We start from the raw sequence: 13,636 nt of genomic DNA, 5'->3' as shown, positions 1-13,636 counted from the left end.
GGCGCGGGCGGAGGCGTGGGAGGTGCGGGCGGGCAGGCATCGCCGCCACCGTAAGCCGATACGATCTACGCCCTCGGGCGGCGCGCTTCCGGGTCCCTCGATCGCGGTAACGTGAGCCGGTGACCACCACTCCCACGACCCCGTCCTCGGTGCCGCCCGTCTCCGTCATCATGCCCGTCCTCAACGAGGAGCGACATCTGCGCGGCGCGGTGCGGCACATCCTGGAGCAGGACTACCCGGGCGAGATCGAGGTGGTGATCGCGCTGGGGCCCTCCACCGACCGGACCGACGAGATCGCCGCCGAGCTGGTGGCCGAGGACGAGCGGGTGCGCACGGTGCCCAACCCCACGGGCCGCACCCCCGCCGGGCTCAACGCCGCCATCGCCGCCTCGAAGCACCCGGTGGTGGTGCGGGTCGACGGCCACGGGATGCTCTCGCAGGGATACATCGCGACCGCCGTGCGGCTGCTGGAGGAGAAGGGCGCCGCCAACGTCGGCGGCATCATGCACGCCGAGGGAGACACGCCCTGGGAGAAGGCCGTGGCCGCCGCCATGACCTCCCGCATCGGCGTCGGCAACGCCGCCTTCCACACCGGGGGCGAGGCGGGCGAGGCGGAGACGGTGTATCTCGGGGTGTTCCGGCGGGAGGTGCTGGAGCAGCAGGGCGGATACAACGAGGAGTTCATCCGGGCCCAGGACTGGGAGCTGAACTTCCGCATCCGGCAGGCGGGCGGGCTGATCTGGTTCTCGCCCGAGCTGCTGGTCTCCTACCGGCCGCGGCCCAGCGTGCGGGCGCTGGCCACGCAGTACCGCAACTACGGGCGCTGGCGCCGCGTGGTGGCCCGGTACCACTCCGGCTCGATCAGCGCGCGCTACCTCGCGCCGCCCGCCGCGCTGCTGGCGATCGTGGCCGGGCTGGTGGCGGGCGCGGTGCTCACGCCGTGGGCGCTGGCGGTCCCGGCGGCGTACGCCGCGGGCGTCGCGCTCGGCTCGGTGCCCGCCGGGCGCGGCCTCCCCCCGGGCGTGCGGGCGCGTATCCCGCTGGCGCTGGCCACGATGCACCTCTCCTGGGGCTGGGGATTCCTCACCAGCCCCAGGAAGCTCGCGCGGCGCGTGATCGCCTCGCGGCGGGAGCCCGCCGCGCCCGAGTCGGCCAGGCCCTACCAGGTGTAGGGCCCTACCAGGTATAGACGGGGTTGACGGCCATGCAGGTGTTCTTGTCCTGCCCGGAGATGATGTCGTCGGGGTTGATGGGGGTGTTCCCCCCACCGCCCGAGCCTCCGGAGCCCGAGCCGCCCGAGCCCCCGTCGTCCTGCGCGGGGTAGCTCGTGCCCTCGGCCCAGTCGGCGCCGACGACGAGCGTGATCTGCGTGCTGCTCGGGGATATCCGCAGAGCTGAGCCGGGCACGCCCAGCGCCTCGGCCACGGCCTCGGCGTTGGCGCGGTCGTCCTCGGCCGGGTAGAGCAGGAGGGTCGACTCCTCCGACGCCAGCGTCAGGTCGGTGACGGCCGAGGCGAAGCCGAGGCGCACCAGCTCCTCGGTGATGTCGCCCGCGCGGCCGTCCACCGGGAGCTGACCGCCGTAGCCGGTGCCGTTCTGCACCGCGACCGGGATCTCCGCCTCCGGGTCGGCGGGGGCCGCGCTCTCCTCGGGCGACTCCGACTCCCGCGGCTCCTCGGGCGCGTCGTTCGCCTGCTCGGGCCGGTCGATCGGGATGTCCTCGCGGACCAGCGAGAACAGGTTCTCGGCGGTGCCCGGCGCGGGGACGACCGTGACCGTCGGGTTCTCCGGGTCGGGTTCCCAGGGCATCGTGACCATGTTGACGCGCTTGTTGGGGACCTGCCGCAGGTCCTCGCCGAGGTCGTAGAGCTTCTGCACGGAGCCGAGGCCGTGGTCGACGGTGAGGGCGTTGGTCGCCGACTCGGCGAGGTTCATCAGCTCGGCGGGATCGGTCAGCGAGGTGCTGCCCTGGAGCTCGCGCGCCATGTTGCTGAGATACATCTGCTGCGCCTTGGCGCGGCCGATGTCGCTGCCGTCCTCGAAGCCGTGCCGGGTGCGCAGCCACTGCAACGCCTGCGCGCCCTGGATGGTGTGCTCGCCCTCCTCCATGTACAGGCCGGAGTCGGGGTCGTTCACATTGGCGTCCACGCAGACCGGCACACCGCCCACCGCGTCGGCCATCTCCACCACGCCCTCGAAGTCCACCATCATGAAGTGCTGGATGGGGATGCCGGTCAGCTCCTCCCAGGTGGCGACGGCGCAGCCCGGGCCGCCGTGGGAGATGGAGTTGTTGATGGAGTCGTAGGTCTCCTCATACACCTGGCCGGTCTTGGGGTCGGTGCAGCGGGGAATGGTGACCTGGGTGTCGCGGGGGACGCTGATCAGGGTCATGTTGCTGCGGTCGGCCGAGGCGTGCAGCAGGATCTGGGTGTCGGCGCGATTCCCGGCCGCGTCTCCGGTGTGCAGTGCCTCCTGCTCCTCCTCGCTCAGGCCCTCGCGGCTGTCGGAGCCGAGGAGCAGGATGTTGAGCGGTGTCTGGCCGGCGGCGTTCGGCTCGGGCCCCTCCAGGGGGTTATCGCCGAGGTTGAGCTCTTCCTTGGTGAGGTTGTTGTTCAGGTGGCGTATGTAGAGCCAGCCGGCGACGGCCAGGGCCGCCAGGAGGAACGCCAGCGAGCCGGCGGTCCAGACGAGGATGCGGCGCCACAGCGGCTTGCGCTTCTTCGGCTTCTTCCCCTTGCGCCGCCGACCGGGCTCCCCGGGCTCGGCGGCGGGTTCGCCCTGCGGCTCGCTCTCCGGCCGCTGGCCGGGAAGCAGCCTGGTACCGAGGTTGGCGGTGTCGTCGGGCCCGCGTACCAGGGCGGCGCCTGTCGCGGCGCCGTCGTCGGCGTTCGCGTCCGCGCGCGGGCCGCCGCCCTCCTCACGTATACGGGTCCTCCGCATGGGCAGATCCCCCAAGATCTTCCGAGTGTCGTCCGGCCCCGCCCGCCCCCGTGGGCGGCCCCGTTCGTGCCGGCTGTAGATGGGACGGTTTTCCGCGCCCGTTGGTTGTGCCGAGTGTGTTTCCGATTCGTTATGTGGCCGGTTATGAGGCGCAGACTTCCTCGTCCGCCGTGATGCTCTCCACGTTGTCGGGCTTCCGCGGCGGGCCGCCGATGGGCTCTCCCGCGCCGTTGAAGTCGTTGCCGAGGGTGAGGACCATCGGCTCCTCCCCGGCGTTGGTGGTGCCCTCCTGGAGCATCGTCTTCTTCAGATCCATCATGTCCGCCAGCCTGGCGGCCTGGTCGGCCTGGTCGGGGCCGTACTCCAGGGTGGTCTTCTCCTGCGGCTCGGCGGCGTTGCCGGCGTTGGTCGACAGGGGGACGCCCATCTCGTTCTGGAGCCAGGAGACGGTCTCCTGGGCGGCGCCGACGACCTCGCCGCCGTTGTAGACGTCGACGCGCACCTCCTCGGGGGGCGCCATCTCCTGCTGGCTTCCGCCTCCGTTGCCGCCGTTGCCCTTCTTGCCGTCGCCGGTCATGGAGATGTCCTGCTGGAGCATCTCGAAGATGGGCTCGGCGTTCGGCTCGTCGACGAGAACGGTGGCGCCGTCGGTGTTGTCCACGACGGGGACGGTCAGGAAGCTCATGTCCGACATGGGCACCCGGCCGAGGTCCTTGGCGAGGTCGTACAGCTTGCGGACGCTGTCGATGCCGTTGTCGACGGTGAGCGCCTTGGTGGCGGTGTCCGCGAGGTTCCACATCTTGCTGCCGAGGCCGTCGAACCCGATGGAGTTGATCTCGCGGGCCATCGAGGCGAGGAACTGCTGCTGGAGCTCGATGCGGCTCAGGTCGCTGCCGGTGCCGACGGAGTACCGGGTGCGGACGAACGCCAGGGCCTCCTCGCCCTCCAGCTCGTGGTCGCCGGCGTCGAGTTGCAGGTGCGACTTCGGGTCGTCGATGGGCTCCTCGAGGCAGACGGGAACGCCGCCCACGGCGCTGGAGAGATCCTTCACGGCGTTGAAGTCGGCCATGATGTAGTGGTCTATCTCAACGCCGGTGAGCTTCTCGACCGTTCGCCAGACGCAGCCGGGGTCGCGGCCGCCCACGCCGAGGGCCTCGTTGAAGCGGACGTCCTCGCTGGCCGGTATCGCCGAGGTGGTGCCGTCTTCGTTCCTGACCTCGCACTCGGGGATGTCGGTGATGAGGTCGCGCGGGATGCTCAGGCCGGTGGCGTGCTCGCGGTCGGCGGAGAAGTGCATCAGCACGGTGGTGTCGGCGCGGCCGGAGTCGCCCTCGTTGCCGTATCCCGTATTGCCCTTGCCGGTGCGGTTGTCGGTCCCGATGAACAGGACGTTGACCGGATCGCCGTCCTCGTACCCGGTCTCCTCGCCGACGACCTCGGTCGAGGTGATGTTGGCGTTCAGCCGCCAGTACATGTATCCGGCGAGCGCGCAGCCGGTGACCAGCAGCATGGCCATGCCGCCGCCGACCCACATCAGCGCCTTCTTCTTGCGGCTGCGGACCCTCTTCGCCTTGGGCTTGCGGCGGCTGTGCGGCGCGGCGCGGCGGTCGCGCTGCCCGGGCAGCGGGCGGTCGTCGCCGGTGCCGCTGCCGGGGCGGGGGCGTTCGGTGGACTGCGGGCCGCGACGCTGCCGTGGCGGAACGTCATGGCGTGAGGGCGTGGCCGAGGCGGCGGGTGAGGCAGCGGGGGGCGCCTGCGAGGCGTGACGGCCCTGGCCGTACGACGCCTGCGGTCCGGACACCCTCAGCTCGAAGTCGCCGGTGTCCGGGTTGTACACCCACTGGTCCGCGGGATCGATCTCGTCGCCCGCGCCGCCACGTCCCTGCGCGTCCACCTAACCGTGCGCCCTCCGTGTGCCGACTTAGAGGATGTGACGGCTCACCCTAGCCCGGGAGTTCCCGGGGGCGCGACGACGGTGACGCATGCCACCTGCGGAGGCGGGGGCAATCCTCCGGCTAGTTACCCTTTTCCGACTGTTTAATCGCGTTGGTGTTCAGGTTTCACTTGCACGTGGTCGCGGTGGACGCGGGGCCCGGCGCCGCGTGGTCGGCGGCGGGTGTTCGCGTGGGCGTCCCGGGCGCCTCGCCACCCCCCTCGCCGGGCAGTGGCCGGTCCAGGCGCAGGCGTTTGAACAGGTCGTTCGCGGCGGGCTGGCGCAGCACGTCGCGGTTGGGGCTGGCCGGATCGGACACTCTGGGAACCGTCAGAAACCGGAACTGTGCGGAGGGAACGGAACGAACTTCGCGGAGCAGGTCGTAGAGCTTTACAAGTGAGTCAAGTCTGGTGTCAGTTGTGATCGATGAGGCGGCGGCGTCGAGTACCGGGAAAAGTTTGGCGGGGTTGAGCAACACGCCGCTGTCGGTGATCTCCCGAGTGAGCGCGTCGAGGAACTGCTGCTGGCGCTCCACCCGCGCGGTGTCGCTGCCGTCGCCCAGATCCTTGCGGGCGCGGACGTACGCCAGCGCCTCCTCGCCCGTCAGCGTCTGCCGCCCGGCGGGCAGCCGCAGCCCGGCGAGCCGGTCGTTCAGCGGCCGGTCGAGGCACATCTCCACCCCGCCCAGCGCGTCGACGATGCCGCTGAAGCCCTCGTAGTCCATGACGACGTGGTGGTCGACGCGGATGCCGGTCACGCCCTCCAGGGTGCGGATGGCGCAGGACGCGCCCCCGGCCTCGTAGGCCCAGTTGAACTGGGCGCGGCGCGGCGCCGACCCGTCGCAGCGGGGGATGTCCACCATCAGGTCGCGCGGCACGCTCAGGGCGGTGGCGCTCTCCCGGTCGCCCGCGAGGTGGAGCAGGATCGCCACGTCGGAGCGCTGCCCGCCGCCCTTGGCGCGGTCGGTGCCGATCAGCAGGACGTTCTTGGCGTCCCCGGGGGCGGGCGGCGGGCGCTGCTCCTCGTAGCGCTCCAACTCCCGGGCGGTGGTCACGTCGGCGACGATGCTGTTGTCCAGCCTGCGCAGCATCACCCAGCCGACGCCGGCGACGGCCAGCACGACGAGGGCCAGGCCGAGCGCGACCCAGCGCAGCCAGCGGGGCGGGCGCGGCATGCGGGGCATACGCGGCAGGCGGGGCAGGCGCGGGCGGTGGCCCGCCCAGCGAGTCAGGCGCGTCAGGCGCGGCGAGCCCGCGTGCCGCCAGGCGGCGCGGCGCCGCTCGCCGGGACGGCCCGGGCGCGGCGCACGCGACCAGCGCCGCGGGCGCCGCGGGGCCGTGCAGACGTGCGGCGAGTTCGGCGCGTCCGGGCCGCCCGGGCCGTCCGGGCCGTCCGGGCGGCGGCGAAGCCAGCGCGCCGGGCCCGCCCGGCGAGGCCCGTGCGACGGGCCCTCCGCCCGCTGCGGGTCAGGACAGGAGCGCGGCCCATCAGGCGAGTCGGACGAGGCCGGCCCATCCGCGCGGCGGCGAAGCCACCCCGGACGGCCGGGACGCCAGCGCGCCGAGCCCGCCGGACAGGGACCCCGCGAGCCCGCGCGCCGGCGCGGCGAGCGGAGCCAGCCGAGCCACGCCGTGAGGCGCGGGCGGCGGCCACGGCCGCGCCCGCGCGTCGTGGCGTACGGCGGCGTGAGCCGGTGGTAGGCGGGCTGTCGCGGCACCCTCATGCTCACGATCCTGGGGCCGGTGCTCCGACCCGGCCACCGTCACGCCGCGAAGTGGGTGACGCGCTCGCTCGCGGCCCGCGCGTCGCGCCCGGCCTCGTCCAGGCGTTCGGCGTTGCGGCACAGCACGACGGAGGCCCCCGCGGCCAGCGGCGCGAACAGGCCCGCCGAGACGCCCTCCCACGTGCCGAAGCCCATCAGCGACATCAGCCGGTCGCCGGGCCCCAGCCCTCGCGCGGCGGCGTCGGCGCGCGCCAGCTCGACCAGCCGCCCGCCGCTCAGCTCGCGCCCGCCGACCACCACCGCGGGGTCGTCCGGCCCCGGCGGGTCGTACGCCGCGAAGGCGTCGGGCTGCGCGGGCGCGGCCCTGGCGTAGTCGGTGAAGCCCTCGGGCGGGGCCAGGAAGGGCGCGCCGAGCGGGCGCAGGCTCAGCGCGATCCGCTCCCCCGGGCAGGCCAACGCCCGTTCGAGCCCGTCCGGGCCGCTGACCACCGCATCGGCGGCGGCCGGGTCGCCGTCGAGGTCCGCGACCACGCCGGCGGCGGCGCAGGCCAGCAGCCAGGCCGCCGTCTGCCAGTGGGCGGGGAGCAGCAGGGCGATGCGGTCGCCGCGTTCGGCGGCGAGCTCGTCCTGGATCAGGTTCGCGGTCTTCGCCACCCAGTTGGCGAGCGTGGCGACGGACAGCTCGACGCGCTCGCCGGTGGCGTCGTCGTAGTAGGTGACGAGCGGGCGGGCGGCGTCGGCGGCGAGGGCGGATCGCAGCAGCTCGGCGGGGGTGCGGTCGGCGGCGTTCGCGGCGTTCTTCGCGGCGTTCATCGGGAGAAGGGTACGCGGGGCGGGACGCGGGGCCGGGCCTCCGAGCGGGTCAGTCCGAATGGACAGCTTTGTGGTGGTATGTCAAACATCGTTGTCATGCGCGTTCTCCTTCCCCTCGCCGCCCTCGTCGTCCCGCTGCTCGTGCCGCTCGGCGCCTCCCAGGCCCAGGCCGGCGCCCCCGCCGACGCCGCCGCGAACGCCCCCCTGCCGACGGCCGGCGCGGCCGACGGCATCCAGTCCCTCGCCCTCCGCCCGCTGTCCGACACCACCCACCCGGGCGGCGGCGCCGCGCCCGGCGAGGGCTCCCAGGCCCAGCTCCAGGGGCTGCCGGTCACGCCCACCGAGCCGTTCTCGCTCCTCGGTGTCGTCTGGTCCGACCCGGGCGCAGCGCTCGACGGCCGCGTCGAGGTCCGCACCCGGGACGCGGGGACCGGCGAATGGTCCGGCTGGCAGGAGCTGGAGGCGGGCGGCGAGCACGCCCCCGACCCCGGCGCGGCCGAGGCGGGCGACGGTACGGTGCGCGGCGGCACCGCCCCCCTGTGGGTCGGCGCGTCGGACGCCGTCCAGGTGCGGGTGGCGGTCGGGGGCGAGTCCCCCGACGGGCTGCGCGTCGAGCTGATCGACCCGATGACCGTGACGCCCTCCTCGGACGAGGCGACCGAGGCGACCGAGGCGACCGACGAAGTCGAGGAGGAGGCCGGGGAAGAGGCCGGGGAAGACGCCGTCGCGCTGCCCGCCGGGGCCGAGTTCGTCGGGCCCCGGCCGCCGATCGTCACCCGCTCCGGCTGGGGCGCCGACGAGAGCCTGCGCGAGAGCGGCTTCGTCTACACCGACTGGGTGCGCACGGCGTTCATCCACCACACCGCCGGCAGCAACGACTACGCCTGCAAGAACGCCGACAGCGTGATCCGGGGCATCTACAGCTACCACGTGGTGAGCCTCGGCTGGCGCGACGTGGGCTACAACTTCTTCGTCGACCGCTGCGGCACCATCTACGAGGGCCGCGCCGGGGGCGTGACCGAGCCGGTGCAGGGCGCCCACACCTACGGCCACAACCACAACAGCATGGGCGTCGCCGTCCTCGGCAGCTATGAGGACACCAAGCCCAGCAAGCGCGCGCTGGAAGGCCTGGCCAAGCTGACGGCCTGGAAGCTCGGCCTCTTCGGCGTCAACCCCACCAAGTCCCAGGTGCGGATCTCGGGCGGCGGGAAGTACGCGGCCGGCACGGAGGTGCGGCTGAACAACATCTCCGGCCACCGCGACGGCTACGCCACCGCCTGCCCGGGCGAGCGCCTCTACGACGAGCTGTCCACCGTACGCAGCACGGCTGCCAGGCTTCAGGGGCGCTAGGCGCTAGCCTTACCGGCCATGCCGGACCCGCTCGCCCCGCCCACGCCGCCCACCCCGCCCACCCCCCTCGACCGTGACTGGACTCCGCCCGAGGCGTACGACCTGCACCGCACGCTGAGCGTCCTGGCGCGCGGCCCGTACGACCCCGCCTACCGCGCCGACCCCGACGGCACCGTGTGGCGCGCCACCCGTACGCCGCACGGCCCCGCCGCCCTCCGCCTCGTCCCCGGCCCCCGGATCCGGGCGACCGCCTGGGGCCCGGGCGCCGAGTGGCTGCTGGACGCGCTGCCCGCGATGCTGGGCGCCGAGGACGAACCCGAGGCGTTCGTGCCGCACCACCGGCTGGTGGCCGAGGCACAGCGCCGCCACCGGGGCCTGCGGCTGGTCCGCACCGGGCTTGTCCTGGAGTCGCTGATCCCCTCGATCCTGGAGCAGCGCGTCACCACCCACGACGCCTACCGCGCCTGGCGCCTGCTGCTGCGGCGTTTCGGCGAGCCCGCGCCCGGCCCGGCCGGGGAGGTGGGCGGCATGTACGTGATGCCGGAGCCGCGCGTCTTCTCCCGCATCCCGTCCTGGGAGTGGCACCGGGCGGGCGTGGACGGCCAGCGCTCCTCGGCGGTGCTGCGCGCGGTGCGGCTGGCGCGGCGGCTCGAGGAGGCGACGGCGATGGAGCTGCCGGAGGCCATGGCCCGGCTGCGGGCGGTGCCCGGCATCGGCCCGTGGACGGCGGCCGAGACGCTGCAGCGCTCCAACGGCGCGCCGGACGCCGTCACCGTCGGCGACCTGCACCTGCCGGGCATCGTCGGCTACGCGCTCACGGGGCGGCGGGGGGCGGACGACGCGCGGATGCTGGAGTTGCTGGCGCCGTACGCCGGGCAGCGGTACCGCGCCGCGCGCCTGATCCTGCTGACGGGCCGCGCGCCCGCGCGCCGCGCCCCGCGCGCACGGCGCATGGACATCGCCCGGCTGTAGGACAGGCTGCAGGACTGGCTGTGCCCCCGGCTAGCCGCGCTCGCTCCGCTCCCGCAGCTCCAGGATCTCCCGCCGCCGCGCCAGCCTGTGCGTGCGGCGGATCTGCGCCTCCTCGTAGCGCCCCCGGTCCCGGTCCGTCTCCGGGATCACCGGCGTCACGGGCCGCGGCTTCCCGTCGTCGTCCACCGCGGCGAAGACGAGATACGCCGTGGCGACCCGCGTCGGCGGCGTTGCCTCGTTCCACCGCTCGGCCAGCACCTTCACGCCGATCTCCATCGACGTCCGGCCCGTCCAGTTGACCTGGGCGTGGACGTGGACGAGGTCGCCGACCCGCACCGGCTCCACGAAGACCATCTCGTCCATGGACGCCGTGACCGCCGGCCCGCCCGAGTGCCGCCCGGCCACCACGCCGGCGGCGTCGTCCACCAGCTTCATGATCACGCCGCCGTGCACGGTGCCGAGGAGGTTGACGTCGTTGTGCGTCATGATGCGCGACAGGGTGATGCGGGAGGCCTCGGTCGGCTTGCCCGCCGGCTCGCCCGGATGGTCGGTCGCGTCGGTCACGTGCGTCATACGGCCAGCGTAAGCGGGGCGCGCGGCCAGAGGACTTCCCCCGGGTTTGCATCAGCTCTGCCACATTCCCGCCCCCCGGCTTTCCCCCCGGCCGCCTCGTGTGGGCAGACTGCTGTGCCATGAGCGACTGGCCCGACGGATGGACCGACAACGACCGCAGGCGCGCCGGAGGCAACCCCGGGGGCAACTCCGGGGGCAACCCCAACCCCGAGGGCGCCCGGGTGATGCCCCACGTCCAGCACGTGCCGCCGCCCGCCCCGCCGGGACCGCGATCACCCCAGCACGACGCGTACGGCGCCGCCGGCGGCGACCCCTACAACGCCGCGCCGGAGTACAACGAGGGCCAGGTCTACCGGGGCGCCCGCCGCCCCCAGGGCCCGCAGCCGCCCACGCCGCCCGACCCCTCGGCGTACGACGAGGAGCCGCGCGAACGCCGCTGGCCGCGCCGCGTCGCGTACTCGGCGCTCGCGCTGGTCATCATCCTCGTCATCGTCGCCACCAGCACCTTCTTCTGGGCCGACAGCAAGCTGCGGCGCGAGGTGGACCTGTCCATGGTCGAGGACCGGCCGGAGTCCGGAGAGGGCACCAACTACCTGATCGTCGGCTCCGACAGCCGCGAGGGCCTGAGCGAGGAGGAGCGGAACGAGCTGCACACCGGTGACCCCGAGGGCCAGCGCACGGACACCATGGTCCTGCTGCACGTCGGCGACAACGGGAACACCATGATCAGCCTGCCGCGCGACTCGCTCGTGACGATCCCCGCGTTCACGGGCTCGGAGAGCGGCAATCGCTACGAGCCGGAGCAGCAGAAGCTGAACACCGCGTATTCGTACGAGGGTCCGTGGCTGCTTGTCCGGACCGTCGAATACAACCTCGACATCAGGATCGATCACTACATGGAGATCGGCTTCGGCGGCTTCGCCAACGTCGTGGACGCGCTCGGCGGCGTCGAGATGTGCTTCGACGAGCCCGTCCAGGACGAGAACTCGGGCGCCGACTTCGACAAGGGCTGCCACAACCTCAACGGCGCCGAGGCCCTCGCCTTCAACCGCCAGCGCTACCAGGAGGCCGAGGGCGACCTGGGCCGCACCCGGAACCAGCAGGAGTTCCTGGGCACGATCTCCGACAAGATGGCGTCGATGGGGACGATCCTCAACCCCTTCCGCCTCTACCCCACTCTCGGAGCCGGGCTGGACTCGCTGATCGTGGACAAGGACATGAGCCTGTGGGACCTGCGCACGGTCTTCTACGCCATGCGCGACGCCAAGCAGATGAACATCCCGGTCGAGAACCCCGGCCATGACGGGGGGGCACTGGGCTCCACGGTCCTGTGGGACGAGGAGCGCACGGAGCGGCTGATGAACCAGATCCGCAACGACGAGAAGATCACCGTCAGCGACGAGGTGGGGTAGCCCCCCGGCTCGCCCCGCTCAGCACGCGCACAGACAGAACGGGTGCCCCACCGGGTCGGCGTACACCCGCCAGGCCCGCTTGCCGCCCTCGTCGCCCTCCAGCAGGCGGGCGCCGAGGGCGATGACCCGCTCCTCGGCGGCGTCGAGCTGCTCCCTGGGCACGTCCAGGTCGAGGTGGAACTGCTGGCCGTGCTCGGTGCCCGGCCAGCGCGGCGGCTGGTAGCCCTCGGAGAGCTGGAACGCCAGCGCCCGCCCGTGCGGCCCGTTCAGCTCGGCCCAGTCCTCCCCCTCGGCGTCCGGGTTCAGCTCCCAGCCCAGCACCGCGCCGTAGAACTCGGCGAGCGCGCGGGGGTCGGGACAGTCGAGCACGGTGACACCGAATGTCGCGACAGCCATGACGGCCTCCTCCTGCCTCTCTTTCGTTACCCCTTAAGGCCATCTAGGGGTAACCAATGTTAGTTACCCCATAATGGCGGCCCGACGGTAACGTGGCAAGCATGGGAGACAGATCCACCCCCTCCGGCCTCGTCCTCGTCGAAGCGCTGATCAACACCTGGGACATCGAGGCCGACGAGGACGAGCTCGCGACCCCCCGAGGCCGCGCCGACTTCTCCCGCCGACACGGGCTGCCCGAGTTCCCCAACTCCGCCGTCCCGGAACTTCAGCGCCTGCGCGAGGCGCTGCGCGCCGCCTGCCTCGCCCACGCGGGCGTGGACATCCCGGCGGACGAGATGCCGGCCCCGCTGCCCGCGCCGCTCACCCTCCGCCTCTCCCCCACCGGCGCCGCCGCCCTCGACCCGGCCCCGGGCCTGCCCCCCGTCGCCGCCCTGACCGCGCGCGTCGCCGCCGCCGTCGCCGCGGCCCAGGCCGACGGCACCTGGCAACGCCTCAAGGCGTGCGAGTCCCACACCTGCCGGTGGGCCTACTACGACCACAGCCCGGCGGGCCGCCGCCGCTGGTGCTCCATGCAGGTCTGCGGTGCCCGCGCCAAGATGCGCGCGTACCGGGCGCGGCGTAACGCCAACCCGGCGTAACGCCGCGGCCACGGGTGGTCAGAGCCTGCCGCCAGAGGTGTCACCAGTGACAAGCGCTTCGGGTGTCGCCTTCGCAGCGGCGTTCGCAACGCCGAACAACGGCAGGCACGGGTCGAGCCCGGAGACGGTGACGGGGACGGGGACGGGGGCACGGGTGTCGCCGGGGCGGCGTGCGCGGTACGCCTCCCAGCGGGCGCGGGTCAGCCGCAGCCGGTGCTCGGCGACGGCGCGGCCGCGCACCACGTGCCGATCGACGCCGTCGCGCTCGTAGCCGAGCTTCTCCGACACGGCGAGCGAGGCGGGGTTGTCGTCGAACGCCCCGGAGAGCGCCTCCTCGGCGCCGAGCCCGGCGAACGCCAGGTGCAGCACGGCCGCGCGCATCTCCGTGCCGAGGCCGCGGCCCTGGTGGCGCCGGCCGAGCCAGGAGCCGCTGCCGACCTGCCGCAGCACGGCGAAGTCGCGGGCGCTGAGCGACTGGTGGCCGACGACGCGGCCCTCGGCGAAGACGGCCAGCGGCAGCGACCACGACTCGGGGGTCCAGGCGCCCAGCGACCGCCAGTGGTGGAGGACGACCGAGCGGGCCCGCTCTTTCGGCGGCAGGTCGGTCCAGGGGACGAGGAAGGGCATCCGGGCGGGGTCGTGCACGCCGTCGGCGGCGAGGTCCGCCTGCTCGGCCAGCTCGTCGGGGCTGGGCAGCCGCAGCTCCAGGCGGGGGGTGGTCAGGCGCAGGCCGAGCAGCGGCCAGTGCGCGGCCAGCGGCGTCGGCTGGCGAGTGTCGGCGTCCATACGCGATTGTCCGGTCGCGCCGGAGCCCCGGTCATCCGGTTTTCGCGGCCGCGAAGAGGCGCGGAGGTCGGACGACCGGGGCTGCGGATGACCGGGGCTC

The 13,636-nt window shown here is 73.5% G+C and carries 12 protein-coding genes; 5 read left to right on the top strand and 7 right to left on the bottom strand.

Annotated elements, in window-relative coordinates:
* The first annotated feature begins 119 nt into the window (after nucleotides 1-119).
* Nucleotides 120-1,172: a glycosyltransferase family 2 protein gene (locus tag ACTWQH_RS09765; RefSeq protein WP_443286007.1), complete on the top strand. Its 1,053-nt coding sequence runs from the start codon at nucleotides 120-122 to the stop codon at nucleotides 1,170-1,172.
* A 4-nt stretch (nucleotides 1,173-1,176) separates the two neighbouring features.
* Here ACTWQH_RS09765 and ACTWQH_RS09760 read toward each other — a convergent pair whose 3' ends face one another.
* The 4 genes from ACTWQH_RS09760 to ACTWQH_RS09745 all read right to left on the bottom strand — a co-directional run bounded on the left by ACTWQH_RS09760 (nucleotide 1,177) and on the right by ACTWQH_RS09745 (nucleotide 7,409).
* On the bottom strand, nucleotides 1,177-2,940 hold the full coding sequence (locus ACTWQH_RS09760) for an LCP family protein (protein ID WP_443286006.1): 1,764 nt from the start codon (nucleotides 2,938-2,940) through the stop codon (nucleotides 1,177-1,179).
* 142 nt (nucleotides 2,941-3,082) lie between these two features.
* Nucleotides 3,083-4,834, bottom strand: coding sequence for an LCP family protein (locus ACTWQH_RS09755; RefSeq protein WP_443286005.1), 1,752 nt, complete (start codon nucleotides 4,832-4,834; stop codon nucleotides 3,083-3,085).
* A gap of 166 nt (nucleotides 4,835-5,000) precedes the next feature.
* Nucleotides 5,001-6,047 (bottom strand): LCP family protein, encoded by a 1,047-nt coding sequence (locus tag ACTWQH_RS09750; RefSeq protein ID WP_443286004.1) that lies wholly within the window; start codon nucleotides 6,045-6,047, stop codon nucleotides 5,001-5,003.
* A 588-nt stretch (nucleotides 6,048-6,635) separates the two neighbouring features.
* On the bottom strand, nucleotides 6,636-7,409 hold the full coding sequence (locus ACTWQH_RS09745; protein ID WP_443286003.1) for a TIGR03089 family protein: 774 nt from the start codon (nucleotides 7,407-7,409) through the stop codon (nucleotides 6,636-6,638).
* Nucleotides 7,410-7,505: 96 nt separating this feature from the next.
* On the opposite strand from ACTWQH_RS09745, the gene ACTWQH_RS09740 reads away from it, so the two are divergent.
* A complete protein-coding gene (locus ACTWQH_RS09740; protein ID WP_443286002.1) occupies nucleotides 7,506-8,759 on the top strand; it encodes a peptidoglycan recognition protein family protein in 1,254 nt (417 codons plus the stop codon).
* 18 nt (nucleotides 8,760-8,777) lie between these two features.
* On the top strand, nucleotides 8,778-9,731 hold the full coding sequence (locus ACTWQH_RS09735; RefSeq protein ID WP_443286001.1) for a DNA-3-methyladenine glycosylase family protein: 954 nt from the start codon (nucleotides 8,778-8,780) through the stop codon (nucleotides 9,729-9,731).
* Between the two features lie 30 nt (nucleotides 9,732-9,761).
* Here the strand turns inward: ACTWQH_RS09735 and ACTWQH_RS09730 are convergent, their stop codons facing one another.
* Complete coding sequence (locus ACTWQH_RS09730; RefSeq protein WP_443286000.1) at nucleotides 9,762-10,304, bottom strand: acyl-CoA thioesterase; 543 nt, start codon at nucleotides 10,302-10,304, stop codon at nucleotides 9,762-9,764.
* A gap of 119 nt (nucleotides 10,305-10,423) precedes the next feature.
* Here ACTWQH_RS09730 and ACTWQH_RS09725 point away from each other — a divergent pair, with 119 nt between their 5' ends.
* On the top strand, nucleotides 10,424-11,716 hold the full coding sequence (locus ACTWQH_RS09725) for an LCP family protein (protein WP_443285999.1): 1,293 nt from the start codon (nucleotides 10,424-10,426) through the stop codon (nucleotides 11,714-11,716).
* Nucleotides 11,717-11,734: 18 nt separating this feature from the next.
* Here ACTWQH_RS09725 and ACTWQH_RS09720 read toward each other — a convergent pair whose 3' ends face one another.
* Nucleotides 11,735-12,112 carry a VOC family protein gene (locus ACTWQH_RS09720; RefSeq protein ID WP_443285998.1) on the bottom strand — a complete coding sequence of 126 codons (378 nt, stop codon included), beginning with the start codon at nucleotides 12,110-12,112 and terminating at the stop codon, nucleotides 11,735-11,737.
* Between the two features lie 101 nt (nucleotides 12,113-12,213).
* On the opposite strand from ACTWQH_RS09720, the gene ACTWQH_RS09715 reads away from it, so the two are divergent.
* The gene (locus tag ACTWQH_RS09715; protein WP_443285997.1) at nucleotides 12,214-12,750 is read left to right on the top strand and encodes a CGNR zinc finger domain-containing protein; all 537 of its coding nucleotides are present in this window, start codon (nucleotides 12,214-12,216) and stop codon (nucleotides 12,748-12,750) included.
* A gap of 18 nt (nucleotides 12,751-12,768) precedes the next feature.
* On the opposite strand, the gene ACTWQH_RS09710 is transcribed toward ACTWQH_RS09715, so the two are convergent.
* The gene (locus tag ACTWQH_RS09710) at nucleotides 12,769-13,536 is read right to left on the bottom strand and encodes a GNAT family N-acetyltransferase (RefSeq protein ID WP_443285996.1); all 768 of its coding nucleotides are present in this window, start codon (nucleotides 13,534-13,536) and stop codon (nucleotides 12,769-12,771) included.
* Between the last annotated feature and the right edge of the window lie 100 nt (nucleotides 13,537-13,636).

Origin of the sequence: Streptomyces sp. 6N223 (assembly GCF_052246635.1) — a bacterium.
Taxonomy (GTDB): domain Bacteria; phylum Actinomycetota; class Actinomycetes; order Streptomycetales; family Streptomycetaceae; genus Streptomyces.
This window is presented reverse-complemented; position numbering and strand designations above follow the sequence as displayed.

Bases quoted from the DNA above. Each gene is read 5' to 3' on its own strand.
- ACTWQH_RS09745 (WP_443286003.1), bottom strand. From the start codon at position 7,409: ATGAACGCCGCGAAGAACGCCGCGAACGCCGCCGACCGCACCCCCGCC.
- ACTWQH_RS09730 (WP_443286000.1), bottom strand. From the start codon at position 10,304: ATGACGCACGTGACCGACGCGACCGACCATCCGGGCGAGCCGGCGGGC.
- ACTWQH_RS09760 (WP_443286006.1), bottom strand. From the start codon at position 2,940: ATGCGGAGGACCCGTATACGTGAGGAGGGCGGCGGCCCGCGCGCGGAC.
- ACTWQH_RS09715 (WP_443285997.1), top strand. From the start codon at position 12,214: ATGGGAGACAGATCCACCCCCTCCGGCCTCGTCCTCGTCGAAGCGCTG.
- ACTWQH_RS09735 (WP_443286001.1), top strand. From the start codon at position 8,778: ATGCCGGACCCGCTCGCCCCGCCCACGCCGCCCACCCCGCCCACCCCC.
- ACTWQH_RS09725 (WP_443285999.1), top strand. From the start codon at position 10,424: ATGAGCGACTGGCCCGACGGATGGACCGACAACGACCGCAGGCGCGCC.
- ACTWQH_RS09740 (WP_443286002.1), top strand. From the start codon at position 7,506: ATGCGCGTTCTCCTTCCCCTCGCCGCCCTCGTCGTCCCGCTGCTCGTG.
- ACTWQH_RS09710 (WP_443285996.1), bottom strand. From the start codon at position 13,536: ATGGACGCCGACACTCGCCAGCCGACGCCGCTGGCCGCGCACTGGCCG.
- ACTWQH_RS09750 (WP_443286004.1), bottom strand. From the start codon at position 6,047: ATGCCGCGCCCGCCCCGCTGGCTGCGCTGGGTCGCGCTCGGCCTGGCC.
- ACTWQH_RS09720 (WP_443285998.1), bottom strand. From the start codon at position 12,112: ATGGCTGTCGCGACATTCGGTGTCACCGTGCTCGACTGTCCCGACCCC.